The organism is Escherichia sp. SCLE84, assembly GCF_012584495.1.
Classification (GTDB): domain Bacteria; phylum Pseudomonadota; class Gammaproteobacteria; order Enterobacterales; family Enterobacteriaceae; genus ECMA0423.
The window spans coordinates 3,094,080-3,119,213 of the sequence record NZ_CP051430.1; the positions used below are offsets into that span (position 1 = coordinate 3,094,080).

Here is a 25,134-nt window from a genome sequence, read left to right on the forward strand (position 1 = left end):
GCGTACCGGCGGATGCCCGTTTCGGGTCATTAGCCGGTTGCGCAGCCACTTTTGTCGCCGCGACAACCGCTGTAGTTTAACGAATAACCACACCAGATAACATATAACCGGAAGGGTTATCAGCAGAACGGGAAGGCCCACGGCGGCAATCCGTTAGTTGCCCCGCAGCAGACGCATCATGTCTTCTTGCTTCTCGTCTTCTTCCTCTTCTTCGTCATCGTCATAAGAGAGGCCGAGTTTCTGCATCAACTCATCAATACGATCCAGTTTAGCATCCACCCAGGATTGCTCTTCGGCACTCAGGGTTTCGCCTGCTTCCAGACGTTCCAGCAGCGCATCCAGACGCTCATCCGTTTCCAGTAATTCCAACTCCGCCTGCGGTGAAAGCATAGGTTTCTCACTCTTCGGTTTGTGCTGTTTGGTGACTTTTTCAGTCACGCCCAATGGAATAGGGGTTTTACTGCCAATACGTGGATCTTTTGGTGCGTTCTGGCCTTTGCTGCCTGACGTGGTGTTTCCGCCCGCTGCGCGGCTGCCCGGCGCATGACCACGACGTTTTTTCTGACGCTTGCGATCACGAGCTTCCTGATCCAGCTCCTCGCGTGTTTTTCGACGCGCTTTTGCATGACCTTTGCTGCGTGAGTTTGAAGATGATGGTTTCATAATGGTTCGTCTTTTAGCCGTTTTATTCAGTATAGATTTGCGGCGGAATCTAACAGAAAGCAAGCAAAGAAAAAAGGCGACAGATTACTCTGTCGCCTTTTTTCCTGACTCATAACCCTTAACGGGTCTTACAATCCTTGCAGGCCGCCAACACACCCTGTTTTTCCTTTAGCCGGAACAATCCGTGTTGATTCCATTTCCGTTTAATTACGTCTCCGGACGTTTGTCTTCCTGACAATCCTCTGTCTTCGCCTCCTGGCGCTCCTGACCCTCATCCTGAGTCATTGTTCCTGTTAGCGTCCTCGCTCTATGGGTGCTACTTTACGCCTTTGCTTTAAACAAACAATCAACCGCCATCAGTATTTGCACATTTTCAGAGTTTTATATAAAAGCAATTCACTGATTTATATAGCTTATTTGACATGCATCGCAGAATTTTCTCTGCTATTTCGCATAAAGACTATCGGCAATGTCTCACAAAGCGTATGGCTTTTACTTACAACGCTCACGCCGAAAAATCCGCCTTTTATTATGGTTCAGGTATAATCGCCACAAAGCTTTGACTGACGGAGACGACCGCTTTGACTAATTTGAATTATCAACAGACGCATTTTGTGATGAGTGCGCCTGATATTCGCCACCTACCTTCCGATACCGGAATTGAAGTGGCTTTTGCAGGCCGTTCCAACGCAGGTAAATCCAGCGCGCTGAACACGCTGACTAACCAGAAAAGCCTGGCTCGTACCTCAAAAACCCCAGGGCGCACCCAGCTTATCAACCTGTTTGAAGTGGCTGACGGCAAGCGTCTGGTTGACTTGCCTGGGTACGGTTATGCGGAAGTCCCGGAAGAGATGAAGCGCAAATGGCAGCGTGCGCTCGGCGAATACCTCGAAAAACGTCAGAGCCTGCAAGGTCTGGTGGTGCTAATGGATATTCGCCATCCGCTGAAAGATTTGGATCAGCAGATGATTGAGTGGGCGGTAGACAGCAATATCGCCGTTCTGGTGCTGCTGACCAAAGCGGACAAACTGGCAAGCGGCGCACGTAAAGCGCAATTGAATATGGTGCGTGAAGCTGTACTGGCGTTTAACGGTGATGTGCAGGTTGAAACGTTTTCTTCGTTGAAGAAACAAGGCGTGGACAAGCTGCGGCAGAAACTGGATACCTGGTTTAGCGAGATGCAGCCTGTAGAAGAAACGCAGGACGGCGAATAATTTTCTTGCCTTAATGCTTGTGCCGGATGTGGCGTATCCGGCCCGTAAATTCAATAGATTACAATTCTACCGTTGGCCTGATAAACATAGCGCATCAGGCATTACGGATCTTTTCTTTCGCCCAATAAAAAACGCCCCAGTCATTACTGACTGGGGCGGCTAAAATATTCAGCCAAATCCGATTACGTGAAGTAAAAGGTCTGAAAGATAGAACATCTTACCTCTGTACCCTACGCGACTAACTTTACTCTTTTTTGTTCAGTTCAGAAAGCACTTTTTGTAATTTTTTTTCAGTTGTTGCATAGGAATTTCTAATAGCCATCACAAAACGTGACAGCTTATGTTGCTTACTTACGAAAAAAGGGCATGTTCAGGCGAATCTTAGTGCGCCTGATCCCAGTTTTCGCCACTCCCCACTTCCACCAGCAACGGCACATCCAGACGGGTACAGTTTTCCATCAGTTGATGAATCTGCTTCGCGACGGCATCAACATCATCTTTATGAACTTCAAATACCAGTTCATCGTGTACCTGCATGATCATACGTACACGCGGTTGCTCAGCCTGTAACCACGCATCAACGGCAATCATCGCCCGTTTGATAATGTCGGCGGCGGTTCCCTGCATTGGCGCGTTAATGGCTGCACGTTCAGCCGCTGCACGACGAGCACCATTGCTGGATTTGATATCCGGCAGATACAGACGGCGTCCGTCCAGCGTTTCAACGTAGCCCTGCTCTTTCGCCTGAGCACGGGTGCGTTCCATATACTCCAGCACGCCAGGGTAGCGTTCGAAGTAAAGGTCCATGTACTTCTGCGCTTCTTTACGTGGAATGTTCAATTGCCGCGCCAGACCGAAAGCACTCATGCCATAAATCAGACCAAAGTTGATCGCTTTCGCGCTACGGCGTTGCTCGCTGGTGACGGTTTCCAGTGGCAAACCAAACACTTCTGCCGCCGTTGCCCGGTGGATATCTTTTCCTTCCGCGAATGCGGTCAGCAAGCCTTTGTCACGCGAAAGATGCGCCATAATGCGCAGTTCAATCTGCGAGTAGTCCGCTGAGACAATCACATAATCCTCTGGCGCAATAAACGCCTGGCGGATACGACGACCTTCTTCGTTACGCACCGGAATGTTTTGCAGGTTAGGATCGGTTGACGATAAACGTCCCGTTGCAGTTACTGCCTGGTGATAAGAGGTATGCACACGCCCGGTTTTCGGGTTGATCATCAGCGGCAGCTTGTCGGTGTAGGTCGATTTCAGCTTCGCCAGACCACGATACTCCAGAATCACTTTTGGCAACGGATAGTCCAGCGCCAGTTCTTCCAGTACCTCTTCCGACGTTGACGGCGCGCCACCCGGCGTTTTCTTCAGCGGTTTAATACCCTGTTTTTCAAAGAGAATGGTTTGCAACTGCTTGGTGGAAGAAAGGTTAAATTCTTCACCTGCAATTTCATGCGCTTTCTTTTCCAGCTCAGCCAGACGCAAGGTGAGCTCTTCAGAATGATTGTGCAGCACTTTCGGATCGATCTTCACACCGTTACGTTCAATGCGTGAAAGCACCGGCACCAGCGGCATTTCGATATTCTCGAAGACGTTCAACGGCCCTTTGTGTTTTTGCAGATCTGGCCACATTTTCAGATGCAACTGCAAGGTGACATCAGCATCTTCGGCGGCGTAACGTCCGGCCTCTTCGAGGGCAATCTGGTTAAAGGTCAGTTGATTTTTGCCTTTACCCGCAATCTCTTCAAAAGTGATGGTTTTGTGCTTCAACCAACGTTCCGCGAGGCTGTCCATATCGTGACGCCCGGCAACGCTATTGAGAATGTAGGACTCCAGCATGGTATCAAACGCAATCCCACGCAGCTCAATGCCGTAATTCGCCAGAATACCGCGATCGTATTTCAGGTTTTGCCCGACCTTCAGCGCCTTTTCATCTTCCAGCAGCGGTTTTAGCAACTCGAGTGCACGCTCGCGAGAGATTTGATCGGGCGCGTCAAGATAATCATGAGCAACCGGAATATATGCCGCTACGCCTGGCTCGATAGCAAAAGAAAGCCCGACCAGGTTAGCAGAGATGTTATCAAGGCTGTCGGTTTCGGTATCAAATGCAAATACCGGCGCTTTTTCCAGCTTCGCAATCCACGCTTTCAGTGTTTCTTCATCAAGGATGGTGACGTAGTTGTCATAAGAAATCACCGTTGCCGTCACTTCTGGCGCTTCGTCTGCAACACTGGTTTCCTGTGGCTTCGCGGCTGGTTTTGCCCCTTTGGCCTGTAACCATTTGCCCGCTTCGACATCAGCAGTCCAGCGTTTGAACTCATACTTTTTGAACAGCCCCAACAACTCTTCCGCTGCCGGTTGCTGCACTTCCAGTTGTTCACAGGTCAGCTCCAGTTCAACGTCGGTTTTAATCGTCGCCAGCTGGTATGAGAGATAAGCAACTTCTTTGTTTTGCTCGAGCTTCGCTGCCATTGTTTTCGCGCCACGGAAGCTCAACCCAGCAATTTTTTCTGGCTCGGCATACAGCGTATCCAGTCCGCCAAGACCTTGCAGCAATGCCTGCGCGGTTTTTTCACCGACGCCCGGTACGCCAGGAATGTTATCAGAGGAGTCACCCATCAGCGCCAGGAAATCGATGATCAGTTCTGGCGGCACGCCGTACTTATTCACCACCTCTTCCGGTCCGAGGATGGTATTCGTCATGGTATTGATAAGCGTAATATTTGGCGTCACCAGCTGCGCCATATCTTTATCGCCAGTGCTGATCAGCACCGGACGCCCGGCTTTTTCGGCTTCGCGCGCCAGAGTACCGATAACGTCGTCCGCTTCTACGCCAGAAACCGCCAGCAGCGGCAGTCCCATCGCTTTAACCATCGCGTGCAAGGGTTCGATTTGTGCACGCAGATCGTCCGGCATTGGCGGGCGATGTGATTTGTAATGTTCAAACAGTTCATCACGAAAGGTTTTTCCCTTGGCGTCAAAGACCACCGCTGCATGCGTCGGTTTATATTGCATGATCAGACTGCGCAGCATGTTGAGGACACCATACATCGCACCGGTCGGCTCGCCTGCGCTGTTAGTCAGCGGGGGAAACGCGTGATATGCGCGATAAAGATAAGATGAACCATCTACAAGGATAAGTGGATTTTGGGGGATCTGAACCATAATGTCCGTGCCTGTTTATCAGATTATGGGTAAAGGATGCCACAGACAGGATGAAAACATGAGTTTTTCACCGCTTTTCGTGAAAATCTTTTGTAGATCTTCTGGATCGCTCGCAAATCGTCATGTGGATAACTTTGTGCATAAATTATTTACATCGCTTTTAATTTATTATCATGCTTTTTACAGCATGATGTTTGTCTTTGTTTTTCATGCAGTTAAAAATAAATCCATCCCTAATAATTGAGATAATGGGATTTTTTCTAATGTGGATAGATATGAATTATTTTTCTCCTTAAGGATCATCCGTTATTTGGGTCGTTTTCTGCTAAAATCTGCGCCTTGCGCTTCTTTAGCGCACTGTCTATGGCTAACCTTTTGAATAAATTCATTATGACGAGAATACTCGCTGCGATAACCCTTTTGCTGAGTATCGTATTGACCATTTTGGTCACTATTTTTTGTTCCGTCCCGATCATCATTGCCGGGATTGTAAAACTATTGCTACCTGTGCCAGTCATTTGGCGAAAGGTTTCGCGTTTTTGTGATTTTATGATGTATTGCTGGTGTGAAGGTCTGGCGGTATTACTGCATCTGAACCCACACCTGCAATGGGAAGTTCACGGGCTGGAAGGGTTAAGTAAGAAGAACTGGTATCTGCTTATTTGTAACCACCGTAGTTGGGCAGATATTGTCGTACTGTGCGTGCTGTTTCGTAAGCACATTCCGATGAATAAATATTTCCTCAAGCAACAGCTGGCCTGGGTGCCATTTCTTGGCCTGGCGTGCTGGTCGCTGGATATGCCGTTTATGAAGCGTTATTCCCGCGCTTATTTATTACGTCATCCGGAGCGACGTGGTAAAGATGTTGAAACCACTCGGCGTTCTTGTGAAAAGTTTCGCCTGCATCCCACCACCATTGTCAATTTCGTTGAAGGCTCCCGTTTCACGCAAGAAAAACATCAGCAAACCCACTCCACTTTTCAAAACTTGTTGCCACCAAAGGCGGCAGGCATTGCGATGGCGCTAAATGTACTGGGTAAACAATTCGATAAACTGCTTAATGTTACGCTGTGTTATCCGGACAATAACCGTCAGCCGTTCTTCGATATGTTAAGCGGTAAACTGACGCGGATTGTCGTACATGTGGATTTACAGCCTATTGCCGATGAGTTACATGGCGACTACATCAATGACAAAAGCTTTAAGCGCCATTTTCAGCAATGGCTGAACTCATTGTGGCAGGAAAAAGACCGGCTTCTGACGTCTCTCATGTCATCACAGCGTCAGAATAAGTAAGTTTTACTCGCCTCTGAATGAGCAGAGGCGAGTGAGTATTTTAATGAACAAAACGTCCGGCACGAGACATAAATTCTTCTTCGCTCATCTCCTGTCCGTTAAAAACAACTTTACCCGGTGTATAACGCAGCTGCAGCGAGGCGGTATTGTTGTCAATCGTGATTAACTGAAACATCTGACCTAATGTCATCATCCCGCTGATTTGTTTATCAGCCTGCTTTTGCGCTTTTTCCGCATCCATTCCTTCAGATAAATTAAGCTGTTTTGCGGTTTCTGTGACGACATTAAGCGGTAACTTCACATCAAAATTGAGCGATTTGATATCTTTGTTTGTGGATGATGAAGAGTTGGCTGGGTCGGCAATACTGATATCCAGATTGGCATTTAGTTCGCCGAGTGCGTTCTTCCATCTTACCGGTTGTTTAATGGTCGGCTCACTTTTTTGTAATAACGGTAAATACTCTTTGAACAATGCAGCATTCACTTCTTGCAGAGCAACTTCATCGTTTGCTAACTCAGGGTGTGCAGCAAGCTGCTTCTGCATCGCAATGTTATACTGGATGATAAATTGGCGCACTGCTGAGGGATCAATAGATTCAGCAATCAATGACCACTCACCACTACCGAGTTGCTGATTCCCTTTTGTTAACTTATCAAGTTCGTAGGTGAGATTGACATTGATATAATCTTTGTCTTTAACGCGATCCAGCCTGGTTTTTGCAACGAAAGCATCGATTTGGGCAACGTCTTCCCCGTGATTGATAATGTTAATCTGATTAAATTTCGACTCGCTTTCACCAACCGGAAATTTCTTTTCTTCTAATCGCGCCAGAGAATCAATGGTAAAACTTTTTGCCGTTACTTTGTTCATTGGTGATAATTGCAGAACAATATCTTCGACTTTGCCTTCAATATCCAGGTTAGACAATGAACTACCATCACCATTAAAAGTAAACTGGCCCTCACCAAAAGAAAACTTTCCATACTCTGCAGGGGCAACATCTAATGTCGTAGAGAATGAGCCACCAAACGCGAATCGCAATGTCGCTTCCACGGGCGATTTATTTTTCGCGGCGATAAATAGCGGTTGTGTCAGTTCATTATTCACTAAGTTCACTTTTGCCGCTGCCAGTGCTGGGATGACATTACCATGCATTAACATTGTGATGGGCAACGGACCGTGCTCAACATCCACATCAAATACAACTTTCTGGCCTGGCTTGATATTGAGATCGGGTGCACCGTTATCGAATGTCATTTGCATTTGAAAACGGGAATTAAAAAAGCCTTTGTCAAAGTTTTTATAACTTAACGTCATATCGTAGGCATGTTCACCTTTCTTTTTCGCATCGTTAAAATCTTTAATAAACTTTTCGACACCAGGCTGAATTTGCGTACCTGTGTACCATGTGCCACCACCCCAGATTACGGCTAACGCAACAATAACACCTGTAGCTGACTTATGTATCATATAAATATTCCCTGATAAAACAGCAAAACTTTAAATATCCGCTTATGCTGAAATAATGTCCATCGGCAGGACGCATTATCAGAATGTATTTATATTTATTAAATAATAAAAAAAGCCCGTGAATATTCACGGGCCTTATGTAATTTACATTGAATTATTTTTTCTCGGACAGATATTTCACTGTATCAGCATACTGCTGAACAAAAACATCCATATTGCTGGTATCCATACCCTGCGGATTCAGCTGATATTTACCGTTAACAAACATCGCCGGAACGCCACGCAATTGCACGTCAGCTGCAGCTTTTTCCTGCTGAGCGACCAGAGATTTGACCACGAAGCTGTTCCACGCCGCGTCGTACTCTTCACCTTTAATACCTGCGTTGATAAATACATCGCGGATATCAGATGCTGAACGAATGGTCTGGGTTTTCTGTACGCCTTCAAACAGCGGAACAGTGACTTTGTCTTCCACGCCCAGCGCCATCGCCACAGCCCATGCCTGAGTCAGATCTTTGCCCAGGTCACCACCCATGAAGTTGACGTGGTATTTAGTCATCTTCACGCCTTCCGGCAGTTTTTTCTTCACATTATCAGAAATATGCAGAACTTCTTCAAACTGATAGCAGTGCGGACAGAAGAAAGAGAAAAACTCCAGCACTTGCGGCGCGCCAGCTACCGGTTTTTCCAGGGTAGTGTACTGTTTACCATCTTCATACTGCGCCGCCGATGCGCTAAACGCTAAAACTAAACCAGCCAGCGCCAGCCAAATCTTTTTCATGATCTACTCTCTCCGATTAATACATAGGTGTTAATTGTAAAGGGGGTTCTTGTAGAACTTTTGCCTGTTCTATAAAAGTCGCCGTTTGTCGCAGCCAGTAATCTTCCCCGGTTAACCACGGGAAATTTTTCGGGAACGCGGGATCAGCCCAACGCCGCATTAGCCAGGCAAGATAATAAACCAAACGCATGGCGCGTAAAGGTTCAATCAGTCCGATTTCAGCGGTGTCGAACTCGCTAAATTCTTCATAAGCTTCAATAATAGTTTCCAGTTGCATCCGCTGCTCGGCTTTATCGCCATTGAGCAACATCCACAAATCCTGAATAGCTGGACCATTACGTGCATCATCCAGATCAACAAACATTGGACCATCGCGCCAGAGAATATTCCCGGCGTGGCAGTCTCCATGTAGCCGCAGAACGGTGAAGTCTTCCCGCCAGTGTGCTGTAACGGCGGCGATCAGCTCATCTGTCGCTTTCAGGAATGCCGCTTTCAACCCGGAAGGCATCAGTGTAGCGTCCTCAAACAGCTTGCGTGGCTCAATGAGATATTCATTCAGACCGATGGTCGGGCGATGGATAAAAAGCTGTTTGCGCCCCGTCTGGTGCATACGCCCTAAATAACGCCCAACCGCTTCCATCTGATCGATATTATCAGCTTCGAACTGGCGACCACCGACGCTTGGAAAAACAGCGAAATAAAATCCCTGATGATTCAATAAAGTCTGACCGTTAAAGGCCACAGGTGCTGCGACCGGAACTTCATCATTTACCAACTGCAACGCAAATTGATGTTCTTCGAGGATTTGATCGGCTGTCCAACGTTCAGGGCGATAAAATTTGACGACAAAACGTCGACGATCTTCGTCCTGAAATTGATAGACACGGTTTTCATAGCTGTTAAGCGGGGTAAGACCGGAATCCACCCGGATCCCTTGCTCAAATAGAGCATCCATGATGGTATCCGGGTGTAGTGTCTGGAAAGTAAAAGCGCTGTTGTTCATCCCATCATCCGGAAAACATTACGAATGATGAAGGATATCATTTCACGATGATTTTGGTGGCACCGCTTACAAGCTTTTACTCTTTAATTACGCCGCGAGCGCGTAACAGCGCCGTTTTGAAGTCTTCTTCATAATCTTTCTGCAAACCCGGGATCACCGCATCTTTCGCGGAATCACGCATTTTCAGGTGATAGATCAGAATGTCATCCGTCAAATCCGCCAGTTCGCCGTCAAAACCTGACTCTTTCGCCAGTTTCTGCAAAAATTGCAACAGGTTAAGGTCTGGCTCTTTTTGCCAGGCTGGCTGGAGGAGTTCAATAACTTCATTCAGACGTTTACATTTCATAGTAATGCTCCTTACTCTTGAGACAGACACGTTAGCAGGGTCAATCCCACAATAAAAGAGGCGATATCGGTGAATCTGATGACGACGATAACAGGCGTTGTGCTGGCAGGCGGTAAAGCCAGACGAATGGGCGGCGTAGATAAAGGATTGCTTGAATTAAACGGCAAACCATTATGGCAACATGTCGCTGACGCGCTTATGACGCAGCTCTCTCACGTCGTGGTTAATGCCAATCGCCATCAGGAAATCTATCAGGCAAGCGGTCTGAAAGTGATTGAAGATTCACTGGCGGATTACCCAGGCCCTCTGGCAGGAATGCTTTCAGTAATGCAGCAGGAAGCAGGCGAGTGGTTTTTGTTTTGTCCGTGCGATACTCCTTATATTCCCGAGGATTTAGCAGCCCGGCTTAATCATCAGCGCAAAGATGCGCCTGTCGTGTGGGTCCACGACGGTGAACGCGATCACCCGACTATTGCTCTGGTAAACCGCGCAATTGAGCCTTTATTACTGGAATATCTGCAAGCAGGAGAACGCCGGGTAATGGCATTTATGCGTCTGGCTGGCGGTCATGCGGTTGATTTCAGCGATAATAAAGATGCATTTATTAACGTGAATACGCCAGAGGAGCTTGCCCGATGGCAGGAAAAACGATGATACCGTTACTCGCCTTTGCCGCGTGGAGTGGTACCGGAAAAACTACGCTTTTGAAACAACTGATCCCGGCATTATGCGCCAGAGGGATCCGTCCAGGGCTGATTAAGCATACGCACCATGATATGGATGTTGATAAGCCAGGCAAAGATAGCTATGAGCTGCGCAAGGCTGGCGCGGCACAAACCATCGTTGCCAGCCAGCAACGATGGGCCTTGATGACGGAAACACCAGACGAAGAAGAGCTGGATCTACAGTTTCTCGCAAGTCGAATGGATACCTCAAAGCTGGATTTGATTCTGGTCGAAGGGTTTAAGCATGAAGAGATCGCAAAGATTGTGCTGTTTCGCGATGGAGCCGGACATCGACCTGAAGAATTAGTGATAGACAGGCATGTTATTGCTGTAGCCAGTGATGTGCCGCTTAATCTTGATGTCGCATTACTGGATATTAATGATGTTGAGGGGCTGGCTGATTTTGTGGTGGAGTGGATGCAAAAGCAGAACGGATAAGCAAGAGTAGGCTGGATCAGACGCAGCCAGTGTCGCATCCGACCTTTTTCTGCACCAGCGCAAAAAGGCCCAGTCTTCCGACTGGGCCTTCTGCTTAATTTGATGCCTGGCAGTTCCCTACTCTCGCATGGGGAGACCCCACACTACCATCGGCGCTACGGCGTTTCACTTCTGAGTTCGGCATGGGGTCAGGTGGGACCACCGCGCTACGGCCGCCAGGCAAATTCTGTTTTATCAGACCGCTTCTGCGTTCTGATTTAATCTGTATCAGGCTGAAAATCTTTCTCTCATCCGCCAAAACAGCTTCGGCGTTGTAAGGTTAAGCCTCACGGTTCATTAGTACCGGTTAGCTCAACGCATCGCTGCGCTTACACACCCGGCCTATCAACGTCGTCGTCTTCAACGTTCCTTCAGGACTCTCAAGGAGTCAGGGAGAACTCATCTCGGGGCAAGTTTCGTGCTTAGATGCTTTCAGCACTTATCTCTTCCGCATTTAGCTACCGGGCAGTGCCATTGGCATGACAACCCGAACACCAGTGATGCGTCCACTCCGGTCCTCTCGTACTAGGAGCAGCCCCCCTCAGTTCTCCAGCGCCCACGGCAGATAGGGACCGAACTGTCTCACGACGTTCTAAACCCAGCTCGCGTACCACTTTAAATGGCGAACAGCCATACCCTTGGGACCTACTTCAGCCCCAGGATGTGATGAGCCGACATCGAGGTGCCAAACACCGCCGTCGATATGAACTCTTGGGCGGTATCAGCCTGTTATCCCCGGAGTACCTTTTATCCGTTGAGCGATGGCCCTTCCATTCAGAACCACCGGATCACTATGACCTGCTTTCGCACCTGCTCGCGCCGTCACGCTCGCAGTCAAGCTGGCTTATGCCATTGCACTAACCTCCTGATGTCCGACCAGGATTAGCCAACCTTCGTGCTCCTCCGTTACTCTTTAGGAGGAGACCGCCCCAGTCAAACTACCCACCAGACACTGTCCGCAACCCGGATCACGGGTCCACGTTAGAACATCAAACATTAAAGGGTGGTATTTCAAGGTCGGCTCCATGCAGACTGGCGTCCACACTTCAAAGCCTCCCACCTATCCTACACATCAAGGCTCAATGTTCAGTGTCAAGCTATAGTAAAGGTTCACGGGGTCTTTCCGTCTTGCCGCGGGTACACTGCATCTTCACAGCGAGTTCAATTTCACTGAGTCTCGGGTGGAGACAGCCTGGCCATCATTACGCCATTCGTGCAGGTCGGAACTTACCCGACAAGGAATTTCGCTACCTTAGGACCGTTATAGTTACGGCCGCCGTTTACCGGGGCTTCGATCAAGAGCTTCGCTTGCGCTGACCCCATCAATTAACCTTCCGGCACCGGGCAGGCGTCACACCGTATACGTCCACTTTCGTGTTTGCACAGTGCTGTGTTTTTAATAAACAGTTGCAGCCAGCTGGTATCTTCGACTGATTTCAGCTCCATCCGCGAGGGACTTCACCTACATATCAGCGTGCCTTCTCCCGAAGTTACGGCACCATTTTGCCTAGTTCCTTCACCCGAGTTCTCTCAAGCGCCTTGGTATTCTCTACCTGACCACCTGTGTCGGTTTGGGGTACGATTTGATGTTACCTGATGCTTAGAGGCTTTTCCTGGAAGCAGGGCATTTGTTGCTTCAGCACCGTAGTGCCTCGTCATCACGCCTCAGCCTTGATTTTCCGGATTTGCCTGGAAAACCAGCCTACACGCTTAAACCGGGACAACCGTCGCCCGGCCAACATAGCCTTCTCCGTCCCCCCTTCGCAGTAACACCAAGTACAGGAATATTAACCTGTTTCCCATCGACTACGCCTTTCGGCCTCGCCTTAGGGGTCGACTCACCCTGCCCCGATTAACGTTGGACAGGAACCCTTGGTCTTCCGGCGAGCGGGCTTTTCACCCGCTTTATCGTTACTTATGTCAGCATTCGCACTTCTGATACCTCCAGCATACCTCACAGTACACCTTCACAGGCTTACAGAACGCTCCCCTACCCAACAACGCATAAGCGTCGCTGCCGCAGCTTCGGTGCATGGTTTAGCCCCGTTACATCTTCCGCGCAGGCCGACTCGACCAGTGAGCTATTACGCTTTCTTTAAATGATGGCTGCTTCTAAGCCAACATCCTGGCTGTCTGGGCCTTCCCACATCGTTTCCCACTTAACCATGACTTTGGGACCTTAGCTGGCGGTCTGGGTTGTTTCCCTCTTCACGACGGACGTTAGCACCCGCCGTGTGTCTCCCGTGATAACATTCTCCGGTATTCGCAGTTTGCATCGGGTTGGTAAGTCGGGATGACCCCCTTGCCGAAACAGTGCTCTACCCCCGGAGATGAATTCACGAGGCGCTACCTAAATAGCTTTCGGGGAGAACCAGCTATCTCCCGGTTTGATTGGCCTTTCACCCCCAGCCACAAGTCATCCGCTAATTTTTCAACATTAGTCGGTTCGGTCCTCCAGTTAGTGTTACCCAACCTTCAACCTGCCCATGGCTAGATCACCGGGTTTCGGGTCTATACCCTGCAACTTAACGCCCAGTTAAGACTCGGTTTCCCTTCGGCTCCCCTATTCGGTTAACCTTGCTACAGAATATAAGTCGCTGACCCATTATACAAAAGGTACGCAGTCACACAGATTGCTCTGTGCTCCCACTGCTTGTACGTACACGGTTTCAGGTTCTTTTTCACTCCCCTCGCCGGGGTTCTTTTCGCCTTTCCCTCACGGTACTGGTTCACTATCGGTCAGTCAGGAGTATTTAGCCTTGGAGGATGGTCCCCCCATATTCAGACAGGATACCACGTGTCCCGCCCTACTCATCGAGCTCACAGCATGTGCATTTTTGTGTACGGGGCTGTCACCCTGTATCGCGCGCCTTTCCAGACGCTTCCACTAACACACACACTGATTCAGGCTCTGGGCTGCTCCCCGTTCGCTCGCCGCTACTGGGGGAATCTCGGTTGATTTCTTTTCCTCGGGGTACTTAGATGTTTCAGTTCCCCCGGTTCGCCTCATTAACCTATGGATTCAGTTAATGATAGTGTGTCGAAACACACTGGGTTTCCCCATTCGGAAATCGCCGGTTATAACGGTTCATATCACCTTACCGACGCTTATCGCAGATTAGCACGTCCTTCATCGCCTCTGACTGCCAGGGCATCCACCGTGTACGCTTAGTCGCTTAACCTCACAACCCGAAGATGTTTCTTTCGATTCATCATCGTGTTGCGAAAATTTGAGAGACTCACGAACAACTCTCGTTGTTCAGTGTTTCAATTTTCAGCTTGATCCAGATTTTTAAAGAGCAAAACTTCGCAGTGAACCTTTGCAGGTACACTCTGAAGTATTTTTTATTTAATCACTACAGAGATGGTGGAGCTATGCGGGATCGAACCGCAGACCTCCTGCGTGCAAAGCAGGCGCTCTCCCAGCTGAGCTATAGCCCCATAACATGTAGTTAAAACCTCTTCAAATTTGCCGTGCAAATTTGGTAGGCCTGAGTGGACTTGAACCACCGACCTCACCCTTATCAGGGGTGCGCTCTAACCACCTGAGCTACAAGCCTGTAGAGGTTTTACTGCTCATTTTCATCAGACAATCTGTGTGAGCACTGCAAAGCACAGTTCTTTAAGGTAAGGAGGTGATCCAACCGCAGGTTCCCCTACGGTTACCTTGTTACGACTTCACCCCAGTCATGAATCACAAAGTGGTAAGCGCCCTCCCGAAGGTTAAGCTACCTACTTCTTTTGCAACCCACTCCCATGGTGTGACGGGCGGTGTGTACAAGGCCCGGGAACGTATTCACCGTGGCATTCTGATCCACGATTACTAGCGATTCCGACTTCATGGAGTCGAGTTGCAGACTCCAATCCGGACTACGACGCACTTTATGAGGTCCGCTTGCTCTCGCGAGGTCGCTTCTCTTTGTATGCGCCATTGTAGCACGTGTGTAGCCCTGGTCGTAAGGGCCATGATGACTTGACGTCATCCCCACCTTCCTCCAGTTTATCACTGGCAGTCTCCTTTGAGTTCCCGGCCGGACCGCTGGCAACAAAGGATAAGGGTTGCGCTCGTTGCGGGACTTAACCCAACATTTCACAACACGAGCTGACGACAGCCATGCAGCACCTGTCTCACGGTTCCCGAAGGCACATTCTCATCTCTGAAAACTTCCGTGGATGTCAAGACCAGGTAAGGTTCTTCGCGTTGCATCGAATTAAACCACATGCTCCACCGCTTGTGCGGGCCCCCGTCAATTCATTTGAGTTTTAACCTTGCGGCCGTACTCCCCAGGCGGTCGACTTAACGCGTTAGCTCCGGAAGCCACGCCTCAAGGGCACAACCTCCAAGTCGACATCGTTTACGGCGTGGACTACCAGGGTATCTAATCCTGTTTGCTCCCCACGCTTTCGCACCTGAGCGTCAGTCTTCGTCCAGGGGGCCGCCTTCGCCACCGGTATTCCTCCAGATCTCTACGCATTTCACCGCTACACCTGGAATTCTACCCCCCTCTACGAGACTCAAGCTTGCCAGTATCAGATGCAGTTCCCAGGTTGAGCCCGGGGATTTCACATCTGACTTAACAAACCGCCTGCGTGCGCTTTACGCCCAGTAATTCCGATTAACGCTTGCACCCTCCGTATTACCGCGGCTGCTGGCACGGAGTTAGCCGGTGCTTCTTCTGCGGGTAACGTCAATGAGCAAAGGTATTAACTTTACTCCCTTCCTCCCCGCTGAAAGTACTTTACAACCCGAAGGCCTTCTTCATACACGCGGCATGGCTGCATCAGGCTTGCGCCCATTGTGCAATATTCCCCACTGCTGCCTCCCGTAGGAGTCTGGACCGTGTCTCAGTTCCAGTGTGGCTGGTCATCCTCTCAGACCAGCTAGGGATCGTCGCCTTGGTGAGCCGTTACCCCACCAACAAGCTAATCCCATCTGGGCACATCCGATGGCAAGAGGCCCGAAGGTCCCCCTCTTTGGTCTTGCGACGTTATGCGGTATTAGCTACCGTTTCCAGTAGTTATCCCCCTCCATCAGGCAGTTTCCCAGACATTACTCACCCGTCCGCCACTCGTCAGCGAAACAGCAAGCTGTTTCCTGTTACCGTTCGACTTGCATGTGTTAGGCCTGCCGCCAGCGTTCAATCTGAGCCATGATCAAACTCTTCAATTTAAAAGTTTGATGCTCAAAGAATTAAACTTCGTAATGAATTACGTGTTCACTCTTGAGACTTGGTATTCATTTTTCGTCTTGCGACGTTAAGAATCCGTATCTTCGAGTGCCCACACAGATTGTCTGATAAATTGTTAAAGAGCAGTGCCGCTTCGCTTTTTCTCAGCGGCGCGGGGTGTGCATAATACGCTTTCCCGCTACAGAGTCAAGCATTTTTTACTTTTCTCTGTTGAGATTCTCAGGAGAACCCCGCTGACCCGGCGGCGTGTTTGCCGTTGTTCCGTGTCAGTGGTGGCGCATTATAGGGAGTTATTCCGGCCTGACAAGAGGAAATTTAAAATAATTTTCTGACCGCGCATTTTTTATTCTTTATGCTTATTTCAGCGTCGGTTTGTCGGTTAAATGGGCGATTTCTCGGGCGAAATTCGCCACCTGCTCCCAATCGGTATAGACAACTTCTTTGCGCGTATCCGTTTCACCGCCTGACATCTTCATAATTAGCTTGATCATAAAACGATCGTACCAGCGATAACGTGGGTAACGCAGCGCCCCGGCAATGACCGCGCAGTGATCGGGACGCCATTGCGAGTTCATCAGAAACTTCCGCGCGTAGCTGTTGGTCTGTGGAGTACGCTTCTCCGGTTTGCGCGCCACCAGGTTTACGGAATAAAAGGCGCTCGGCATCGAATTCAGTCGCGTCGCATGTTTTTTGACAAATTCCTGGAACGCAGAGTGGTAGTGACCATAGCGAATAGAAGCACCAATGACCACACGGTCATAATTTTCCCATTGTGGTTCTTCAATGCGGTGCACATTGGCGACATCCGTCTGGATCCCCAGTTCTTTCAGTTCCGAAGCCAGGTAGGAGGCAATCTCGCGCGTTTGTCCGTCCCTTGTTGAGAAAAGAATTAATGTTTTCACGTATTACTCCATCATTCACGCCAGAAAGTCGGGGTAAAGAGCACCAGCAATGTAAAGACCTCGAGACGACCAAACAGCATGTTGGCAATCAGGATCCATTTAGCCACCGGGTTCATACTGGTAAAGTTATCAGCAACCACGCCAAGCCCTGGCCCCAGGTTATTCAATGTCGCAACAACTGAGGCAAAGGCAGAAAAGTCATCCACGCCCGTGGCGATAATCGCCAGCATACTGACAATAAACACCAATGCATAGGCGGAGAAAAATCCCCAAACGGCTTCGAGGATACGTTCCGGCAGTGCGCGATTCCCCAGCTTAATGCTATAGACGGCGTTCGGATGCACCAGTCGTTTCAGCTCACGGTTCCCCTGCTTAAACAGCAGCAGGATGCGGATCACTTTCAGGCCACCGCCCGTTGACCCGGCGCAACCGCCGATAAAAGCTGAACATAAAAGCAGTACCGGCAAAAAGAGCGGCCAGCGGGCAATGCTGTCAGTCGTAAACCCGGCGGTTGTCGCCATCGATACCACCTGGAAAAACGCCTGGTTAATTGTCATCAGCGCCGAACTGTAGACATTATGAAACCACAGTACGAGTGTACAAATAACCACCAGCGTAAACTGTACGCCGATAAACATGCGAAATTCCGGATCGCGCCAATAAACCTTCAGACTACGCCCACTTAACAGTGAAAAGTGCAGACCGTAGTTACAGCCGGAGATCAGCAGGAAGATAGCAATGATAGTGTTAATAGTCGGGCTGTCGAAATAACCGATACTGGCATCATGTGTCGAGAAGCCGCCAATAGCGATAGTCGCAAAGCTATGGCCGATGGCATCAAAGGCATCCATTCCGGCAAACCACAACGCCAGCGCACAGGCGACGGTCAGCAAGACATAAATCAACCACAGGGTTTTCGCCGTTTCCGCAATTCGCGGGCGCATTTTGTTATCTTTCAGCGGGCCGGGCATTTCTGCGCGATAGAGCTGCATCCCACCCACGCCGAGGATAGGCAGTATCGCAACCGCTAACACGATGATCCCCATCCCGCCAAACCATTGCAGCATCTGGCGATAAAAGAGGATGGCATGAGGGAGCGAATCCAGCCCCACCAGCGTAGTGGCCCCGGTGGTGGTCAGGCCAGAGAAAGATTCAAAAAACGCATCGGTAATCGTGAGGTTCGGGCTTTCCGAGAAGATAAAAGGGAGCGCACCGACGCTACCCAGCACGGTCCAAAACAGCACCACTATCAGAAACCCCTCACGGGATTTCAGTTCGCCCTTCTCTTTGCGGTTCGGCCACCACAGCATAGAGCCAATGGCGAGGGCGACAAAAAAGGTCTGGGTAAAAGCGCGGCCCGCTCCATCCCGGTAGATGAGTGCTACCAGCCCAGGGATAATCATGGTCCCTGAAAATAAGATGACCAGTAGTCCAACGATTCGGGTAATGGCGCGAAAATGCATCTCTGCCGCTTCCTTAGTTCTGCAAAACGAAGTGGGGATTATTCTTCAATCGCTAACAATTGCAATGAACCACGGCTAAAATCCGCCAGCTTTGCGGAAAATTCAGCCACTTTCGCCGCCGGAAGCGCCACCCGCAGCAGAACGAATGCCTGATAATCACTGTTGATAATTTTGCCGTCACACTGCCCCAGCAACGCTTCAATGCCGGTTAACTGACTATATTCACATTACAAAGTATATTCGGTTAATGGCGTCTTGCGTTGGGTCGTTAGCTGGCGCAGCGCCTGATTCACGCCGCCGCCATACGCTTTCACTAACCCACCGGTGCCAAGCAATATGCCGCCGTAGTAGCGCACTACCACAGCGGTAATTTCCCCGACGCCGCTGCCCATTAGCTGGGCGAGCATCGGTTTACCTGCCGTTCCCGCCGGCTCCCCGTCGTCAGAGAAACCCAGCTGTTGAGAATCATCCGGCGCACCCGCCACCCACGCCACGCAATGGTGGCGGGCATCGGGGTGTTCTGCCCGCACCGATTCAACAAACGCTTTCGCCGCCTCAACGCCATCGGTATGCGCCAACATCGTTATGAAGCGGCTTTTTTTGATCTCTTCAACGACCGTGACCGGTGCCGCAGGAATTAACCAGCTTTCCATCACGCCAGTTTCAGATCCCGGGTCATGTTTTCCACGTTGTTTTCGTGGATCACCACGTTGTCTTCGATACGAATGCCGCCGAACGGTTTCAGTGCTTCAATTTTCTGCCAGTTGAAGTGCTTGCTGAACTGCCCTTCACGCCACGGTGCCAGCAGCGATTCAATGAAGTAGATACCCGGTTCGATGGTTAACACCATGCCCGGCTGGAGAATACGGGTGCAGCGCAGGTACGGATATTTTGCCGGTGCCGCGAGGTGCGTACCGCTATCATCCTGCATAAAACCGGCTACGTCATGCACCTGCAGGCCCAGCGGATGGCCAATACCGTGCGGCATAAACGGTCCGGTGAGATCGTTTTCGACCATCGCTTCTTCACTCATATCGGTGATGATTTGATGTTTACGCAGCAGTTTGGCGATGCGCTGATGGAACTGGATGTGGTAATCCACATAGCTGACGCCTGCTTTCATGGTAGCGATCAGCGCCAGTTGTTCATCATTTACGTCTTTCACCAGCTGTGCGTAGTCGTTGTCACTTTTTGCCGACCAGGTACGGGTCAGGTCAGCCGCATAGCCGTTATATTCGGCCCCGGCATCCAGCAGGAAGCTGCGCATCTCTTCCGGTGCCTGGTGGTCCAGTTTGGTGTAATGCAACACCGCAGCGTGTTCGTTGAGCGCCACAATGTTGCTGTAAGGTACGTCGGTATCACGATGACCGGTCGCGGTCAGATAGGCAATGTTGATATCGAACTCGCTCATGCCAGAACGGAACGCTTCTTCTGCCGCGCGATGACCGTTGACCGCCATTTTCTGCGCTTCACGCATACAGGCCAGTTCGTACTCGGTTTTGAAGGAGCGGTAGTAATGCAGGTAGTCGATCACCCCTTTCGGGTTGATATTGCTGGCCTCAATACCCAGTTGCAGCGCACGTTCCGGCACCGGACCGATATAACCGATATTCCCGCGCGCAGCAGGCAGCAGGCTACCAATGCCATCGGCTTTCGGCAGCGCGATCACTTCCACGTCTTCAGTCCAGAAAGAGGTCGGCAGCGGTTCGACGTTGTGCCAGTAATCAACCGGCAGATAGAACCACAGTTTCGGCTTGTTCACGCCATCCACCAGCAGCCAGCAGTTTGGCACCTGAGTTACCGGCACCCACGCTTTGAATTGCGGGTTCACTTTAAACGGATAGGGATGATCGTCGAGAAAAACGTTGAACAGTTCGCCGGAGTGAATAAGTAACGCATCCAGCTTGAAGCGCGCCAGCGCATCGCGAGTCCGTTCCTGTAAGGTAGCTATATGATTTTTATAGAGTGAGGCCAGTGATTCCATTTTTTACCCTTCTGTTTTTTTGACCTTAAGTCTCCGCATCTTAGCACATCGTTCATCCAGAGCGTGATTTCTGCCGAGCGTGATCAGATCGGCATTTCTTTAATCTTTTATTTGCATATTTTTAACACAAAATACACACTTCGACTCATCTGGTACGACCAGATCACCTTGCGGATTCAGGAGACTGACATGCTTTACAAAGGCGACACCCTGTACCTTGACTGGCTGGAAGATGGCATTGCCGAACTGGTATTTGATGCCCCAGGTTCAGTTAATAAACTCGACACTGCGACCGTCGCCAGCCTCGGCGAGGCCATCGGCGTGCTGGAACAGCAATCAGATCTAAAAGGGCTGCTGCTGCGTTCGAACAAAGCAGCCTTTATCGTCGGTGCTGATATCACCGAATTTTTGTCCCTGTTCCTCGTTCCTGAAGAACAGTTAAGTCAGTGGCTGCACTTTGCCAATAGCGTGTTTAATCGCCTGGAAGATCTGCCGGTGCCGACCATTGCTGCCGCCAACGGCTATGCGCTGGGCGGTGGCTGCGAATGCGTGCTGGCGACCGATTATCGTCTGGCGACGCCGGATCTGCGCATCGGTCTGCCGGAAACCAAACTGGGCATCATGCCGGGCTTTGGCGGTTCTGTACGTATGCCACGTATGCTGGGCGCTGACAGTGCGCTGGAAATCATTGCCGCCGGTAAAGATGTCGGCGCGGATCAGGCGCTGAAAATCGGTCTGGTGGATGGCGTAGTCAAAGCAGAAAAACTGGTTGAAGGCGCAAAGGCGGTTTTACGCCAGGCCATTAACGGCGACCTCGACTGGAAAGCAAAACGTCAGCCGAAGCTGGAACCACTAAAACTGAGCAAGATTGAAGCCACCATGAGCTTCACCATCGCTAAAGGGATGGTCGCACAAACAGCGGGGAAACATTATCCGGCCCCCATCACCGCAGTAAAAACCATTGAAGCTGCGGCCCGTTTTGGTCGTGAAGAAGCCTTAAACCTGGAAAACAAAAGTTTTGTCCCGCTGGCGCATACCAACGAAGCCCGCGCACTGGTCGGCATTTTCCTTAACGATCAATATGTAAAAGGCAAAGCGAAGAAACTCACCAAAGACGTTGAAACCCCGAAACAGGCCGCGGTGCTGGGTGCAGGCATTATGGGCGGCGGCATCGCTTACCAGTCTGCGTGGAAAGGCGTGCCGGTTGTCATGAAAGATATCAACGACAAGTCGTTAACCCTCGGCATGACCGAAGCCGCGAAACTGCTGAACAAGCAGCTTGAGCGCGGCAAGATCGATGGTCTGAAACTGGCTGGCGTGATCTCCACAATCCACCCAACGCTCGACTACGCCGGGTTTGACCGCGTGGATGTTGTGGTAGAAGCGGTTGTCGAAAACCCGAAAGTGAAAAAAGCCGTACTGGCAGAAACCGAACAAAAAGTACGCCCGGATACCGTGCTGGCGTCTAACACTTCAACCATTCCTATCAGCGAACTGGCCAACGCGCTGGAACGCCCGGAAAACTTCTGCGGAATGCACTTTTTTAACCCGGTACACCGGATGCCGTTGGTAGAAATTATTCGCGGCGAGAAAAGCTCCGACGAAACCATCGCGAAAGTTGTCGCCTGGGCGAGCAAGATGGGCAAGACGCCGATTGTGGTTAACGACTGCCCCGGCTTCTTTGTTAACCGCGTGCTGTTCCCGTATTTCGCCGGTTTCAGCCAGCTGCTGCGCGACGGCGCGGATTTCCGCAAGATCGACAAAGTGATGGAAAAACAGTTTGGCTGGCCTATGGGTCCGGCATATCTGCTGGATGTCGTGGGCATTGATACCGCGCATCACGCTCAGGCTGTCATGGCAGCAGGCTTCCCGCAGCGGATGCAGAAAGATTACCGCGATGCCATCGACGCGCTGTTTGATGCCAACCGCTTTGGTCAGAAGAACGGCCTCGGTTTCTGGCGTTATAAAGAAGACAGCAAAGGTAAGCCGAAGAAAGAAGAAGACGCCGCCGTTGAAGACCTGCTGGCAGAAGTGAGCCAGCCGAAGCGCGATTTCAGCGAAGAAGAGATTATCGCCCGCATGATGATCCCGATGGTCAACGAAGTGGTGCGCTGTCTGGAGGAAGGCATTATCGCCACTCCGGCGGAAGCGGATATGGCGCTGGTCTACGGCCTGGGCTTCCCTCCGTTCCACGGCGGCGCGTTCCGCTGGCTGGACACCCTCGGTAGCGCAAAATACCTCGATATGGCACAGCAATATCAGCACCTCGGCCCGCTGTATGAAGTGCCGGAAGGTCTGCGTAATAAAGCGCGTCATAACGAACCGTACTATCCTCCGGTTGAGCCAGCCCGTCCGGTTGGCGACCTGAAAACGGCTTAAGGAGTCACAATGGAACAGGTTGTCATTGTCGATGCAATTCGCACCCCGATGGGCCGTTCGAAGGGCGGTGCTTTTCGTAACGTGCGTGCAGAAGATCTCTCCGCTCATTTAATGCGTAGCCTGCTGGCGCGTAACCCGGCGCTGGAAGCGGCGGCCCTCGACGATATTTACTGGGGTTGTGTGCAGCAGACGCTGGAGCAGGGTTTTAATATCGCCCGTAACGCGGCGCTGCTGGCAGAAGTACCACACTCTGTCCCGGCGGTGACCGTCAATCGCTTGTGTGGTTCATCCATGCAGGCATTGCATGACGCAGCACGAATGATCATGACTGGCGATGCGCAGGCATGTCTTGTCGGCGGCGTGGAGCATATGGGCCATGTGCCAATGAGCCACGGCGTCGATTTTCACCCCGGCCTGAGCCGCAATGTCGCCAAAGCGGCGGGCATGATGGGCTTAACGGCAGAAATGCTGGCGCGTATGCACGGTATCAGCCGTGAAATGCAGGATGCCTTTGCCGCGCGGTCACACGCCCGCGCCTGGGCCGCCACGCAGTCGGGTGCATTTAAAAATGAAATTATCCCGACCGGTGGTCACGATGCCGACGGCGTCCTGAAGCAGTTTAATTACGACGAAGTGATTCGCCCGGAAACCACCGTGGAAGCCCTCGCCACGCTGCGTCCGGCGTTTGATCCAGTAAGCGGTACGGTAACGGCGGGTACATCTTCTGCGCTTTCCGATGGCGCAGCTGCCATGCTGGTGATGAGTGAAAGCCGCGCCCATGAATTAGGTCTTAAGCCGCGCGCCCGCGTGCGTTCGATGGCGGTCGTTGGTTGTGACCCATCGATTATGGGTTACGGCCCGGTTCCGGCCTCGAAGCTGGCGCTGAAAAAAGCGGGGCTTTCTGTCAGTGATATCGGCGTGTTTGAAATGAATGAAGCCTTTGCCGCGCAGATCCTGCCATGTATTAAAGATCTGGGGCTAATGGAGCAGATTGACGAGAAGATCAACCTCAACGGTGGCGCGATCGCGCTGGGTCATCCGCTGGGCTGTTCCGGTGCGCGTATCAGCACCACGCTGCTAAATCTGATGGAGCGCAAAGACGTCCAGTTTGGTCTGGCGACGATGTGTATCGGTCTGGGTCAGGGTATTGCGACGGTGTTTGAGCGGGTTTAACCACTTGCCGGATGCGGCGTGAACGCCTTATCCGGTCTACCGATCCGGCACCAATGTAGGCCTGATAAGACGCGCCAGCGTCGCATCAGGCATCGTGTGCCGAATGCCGGATGCGACATAGATCTAAATGCCACTGAATAAAGTTTTAGTTGCCGTTCTTCCCGCCTGTCAGGGGCGGGTTTTTTTATATCTCAGATAAATGCAAACGCATCGCCAAACAGGCGATCTTCCCGCGCATTACGCTCACTGCAAAACAGATCGCGGGCAATTTTCGCCATCTCAAAACGTCCGGCAATATAGATATCATGCTCTGCCAGCGTACCGTGATCCTGCAATACCGCCGTTAACACGGTGCCAGTACGCCCACGCCAGCCCGCTTCCGGTTGTTCAACCACCGGCACCACTTGCAGACCAGGATGCTTCAACGAAAGCGCCTCAAGCTCGCAGAGATCATACAGATGCTGCTCTTCACGCCCGCCCCAGTAAATGGTGATATCACGGTTTGGGTTACGCGCCAACGCTGTCAGCAAAATCGAGCGGGCATAAGAGAACCCGGTGCCGCCCGCAATCAAAATCATCGGACGCTCTTCATCATCGCGCAGCCACGCTTCTCCGTGGGGAATATCGACCACGATTTGATGATCTTTGAGGATGCGGTCCATGACTGCTTTCGCGTAAAGGTTGATTTCAGAAGCGCCAATATGCAGCTCGATAAACCCTTTTTCATCCGGCGTCGAAGCCATTGAGAACGGACGTTTGTCGCGCTCATCCATCACTACCATCAAATACTGACCAGCGCGAAAAGAAAAGGCCGCATCTGGCACGATGCGGACACGATATACGGTATCCGTGATAGCTTCTACCGAGGTCACTTTACAGCTTAAGGTTGTCATGCGCTTT

Annotated in this window: 16 protein-coding genes, 2 tRNA genes, 3 rRNA genes and 2 pseudogenes; 6 read left to right on the forward strand and 17 right to left on the reverse strand. The window is 50.8% G+C overall.

Annotation, left to right across the window (positions count from 1 at the left end):
• Positions 1–153 precede the first annotated feature (153 nt).
• Complete coding sequence (gene yihI, locus HGD79_RS15035) at positions 154–663, reverse strand: Der GTPase-activating protein YihI (protein WP_001295266.1); 510 nt, start codon at positions 661–663, stop codon at positions 154–156.
• 118 nt (positions 664–781) lie between these two features.
• Positions 782–948, reverse strand: a pseudogene (locus HGD79_RS26660) (hypothetical protein).
• A 296-nt stretch (positions 949–1,244) separates the two neighbouring features.
• Between HGD79_RS26660 and yihA the strand changes: the two are divergent.
• Positions 1,245–1,877 carry a ribosome biogenesis GTP-binding protein YihA/YsxC gene (gene yihA / locus HGD79_RS15040; protein ID WP_000183349.1) on the forward strand — a complete coding sequence of 211 codons (633 nt, stop codon included), beginning with the start codon at positions 1,245–1,247 and terminating at the stop codon, positions 1,875–1,877.
• A gap of 381 nt (positions 1,878–2,258) precedes the next feature.
• On the opposite strand, the gene polA is transcribed toward yihA, so the two are convergent.
• A complete protein-coding gene (gene polA, locus HGD79_RS15045) occupies positions 2,259–5,045 on the reverse strand; it encodes a DNA polymerase I (protein ID WP_000250006.1) in 2,787 nt (928 codons plus the stop codon).
• A gap of 363 nt (positions 5,046–5,408) precedes the next feature.
• Between polA and HGD79_RS15050 the strand changes: the two genes are divergently transcribed.
• The gene (locus tag HGD79_RS15050; protein ID WP_001311257.1) at positions 5,409–6,341 is read left to right on the forward strand and encodes an acyltransferase; all 933 of its coding nucleotides are present in this window, start codon (positions 5,409–5,411) and stop codon (positions 6,339–6,341) included.
• A gap of 40 nt (positions 6,342–6,381) precedes the next feature.
• Here the strand turns inward: HGD79_RS15050 and HGD79_RS15055 are convergent, their stop codons facing one another.
• From HGD79_RS15055 to HGD79_RS15070, 4 genes are all read right to left on the reverse strand, one after another.
• A complete protein-coding gene (locus HGD79_RS15055; RefSeq protein ID WP_096147578.1) occupies positions 6,382–7,812 on the reverse strand; it encodes a YdgA family protein in 1,431 nt (476 codons plus the stop codon).
• A 154-nt stretch (positions 7,813–7,966) separates the two neighbouring features.
• Entirely contained in the window at positions 7,967–8,593 is a 627-nt protein-coding gene (dsbA, locus tag HGD79_RS15060) for a thiol:disulfide interchange protein DsbA (protein WP_000725337.1), read from the reverse strand.
• Positions 8,594–8,609: 16 nt separating this feature from the next.
• Positions 8,610–9,596, reverse strand: a complete 987-nt coding sequence (gene srkA / locus HGD79_RS15065) for a stress response kinase SrkA (RefSeq protein ID WP_001065520.1) — start codon at positions 9,594–9,596, stop codon at positions 8,610–8,612.
• A gap of 76 nt (positions 9,597–9,672) precedes the next feature.
• Positions 9,673–9,942, reverse strand: a complete 270-nt coding sequence (locus tag HGD79_RS15070; protein WP_001295263.1) for a YihD family protein — start codon at positions 9,940–9,942, stop codon at positions 9,673–9,675.
• 69 nt (positions 9,943–10,011) lie between these two features.
• Here HGD79_RS15070 and mobA point away from each other — a divergent pair, with 69 nt between their 5' ends.
• Together mobA and mobB are read left to right on the forward strand one after the other, a co-directional pair.
• A complete protein-coding gene (mobA, locus tag HGD79_RS15075; RefSeq protein WP_001052174.1) occupies positions 10,012–10,596 on the forward strand; it encodes a molybdenum cofactor guanylyltransferase MobA in 585 nt (194 codons plus the stop codon).
• The gene (gene mobB / locus HGD79_RS15080; RefSeq protein WP_000907641.1) at positions 10,578–11,105 is read left to right on the forward strand and encodes a molybdopterin-guanine dinucleotide biosynthesis protein MobB; all 528 of its coding nucleotides are present in this window, start codon (positions 10,578–10,580) and stop codon (positions 11,103–11,105) included. The genes mobA and mobB overlap by 19 nt, the downstream gene beginning before the upstream one ends.
• A gap of 104 nt (positions 11,106–11,209) precedes the next feature.
• Here mobB and rrf read toward each other — a convergent pair.
• The 9 genes and pseudogenes from rrf to pepQ all read right to left on the reverse strand — a co-directional run bounded on the left by rrf (position 11,210) and on the right by pepQ (position 20,682).
• Positions 11,210–11,325, reverse strand: a 5S ribosomal RNA gene (gene rrf / locus HGD79_RS15085).
• Positions 11,326–11,420: 95 nt separating this feature from the next.
• Positions 11,421–14,326: ribosomal RNA gene (locus HGD79_RS15090) — 23S ribosomal RNA — on the reverse strand.
• A 183-nt stretch (positions 14,327–14,509) separates the two neighbouring features.
• Positions 14,510–14,585, reverse strand: a tRNA-Ala gene (locus tag HGD79_RS15095).
• 42 nt (positions 14,586–14,627) lie between these two features.
• Positions 14,628–14,704 (reverse strand) — tRNA-Ile (locus HGD79_RS15100).
• A 68-nt stretch (positions 14,705–14,772) separates the two neighbouring features.
• A 16S ribosomal RNA gene (locus HGD79_RS15105) occupies positions 14,773–16,314 on the reverse strand.
• The 16S, 23S and 5S rRNA genes sit together here with 2 tRNA genes alongside, the layout of an rRNA operon.
• Positions 16,315–16,689: 375 nt before the next feature.
• Positions 16,690–17,235, reverse strand: coding sequence for a menaquinone-dependent protoporphyrinogen IX dehydrogenase (hemG, locus tag HGD79_RS15110; RefSeq protein WP_000853969.1), 546 nt, complete (start codon positions 17,233–17,235; stop codon positions 16,690–16,692).
• Positions 17,236–17,246: 11 nt separating this feature from the next.
• The gene (gene trkH, locus HGD79_RS15115; RefSeq protein WP_000545677.1) at positions 17,247–18,698 is read right to left on the reverse strand and encodes a Trk system potassium transporter TrkH; all 1,452 of its coding nucleotides are present in this window, start codon (positions 18,696–18,698) and stop codon (positions 17,247–17,249) included.
• Between the two features lie 38 nt (positions 18,699–18,736).
• A pseudogene (locus HGD79_RS15120) lies at positions 18,737–19,351 on the reverse strand (IMPACT family protein).
• Positions 19,351–20,682, reverse strand: coding sequence for a Xaa-Pro dipeptidase (gene pepQ / locus HGD79_RS15125; RefSeq protein ID WP_000444561.1), 1,332 nt, complete (start codon positions 20,680–20,682; stop codon positions 19,351–19,353). Before pepQ ends, HGD79_RS15120 begins: the two are co-directional and overlap by 1 nt.
• Before the next feature lie 189 nt (positions 20,683–20,871).
• Between pepQ and fadB the strand changes: the two genes are divergently transcribed.
• The gene (gene fadB / locus HGD79_RS15130; protein WP_000965894.1) at positions 20,872–23,061 is read left to right on the forward strand and encodes a fatty acid oxidation complex subunit alpha FadB; all 2,190 of its coding nucleotides are present in this window, start codon (positions 20,872–20,874) and stop codon (positions 23,059–23,061) included.
• 9 nt (positions 23,062–23,070) lie between these two features.
• Positions 23,071–24,234 (forward strand): acetyl-CoA C-acyltransferase FadA, encoded by a 1,164-nt coding sequence (fadA, locus tag HGD79_RS15135; RefSeq protein WP_000438743.1) that lies wholly within the window; start codon positions 23,071–23,073, stop codon positions 24,232–24,234.
• Positions 24,235–24,425: 191 nt separating this feature from the next.
• On the opposite strand, the gene fre is transcribed toward fadA, so the two are convergent.
• Positions 24,426–25,127 carry an NAD(P)H-flavin reductase gene (gene fre, locus HGD79_RS15140; protein WP_000209826.1) on the reverse strand — a complete coding sequence of 234 codons (702 nt, stop codon included), beginning with the start codon at positions 25,125–25,127 and terminating at the stop codon, positions 24,426–24,428.
• Positions 25,128–25,134: the final 7 nt, after the last annotated feature.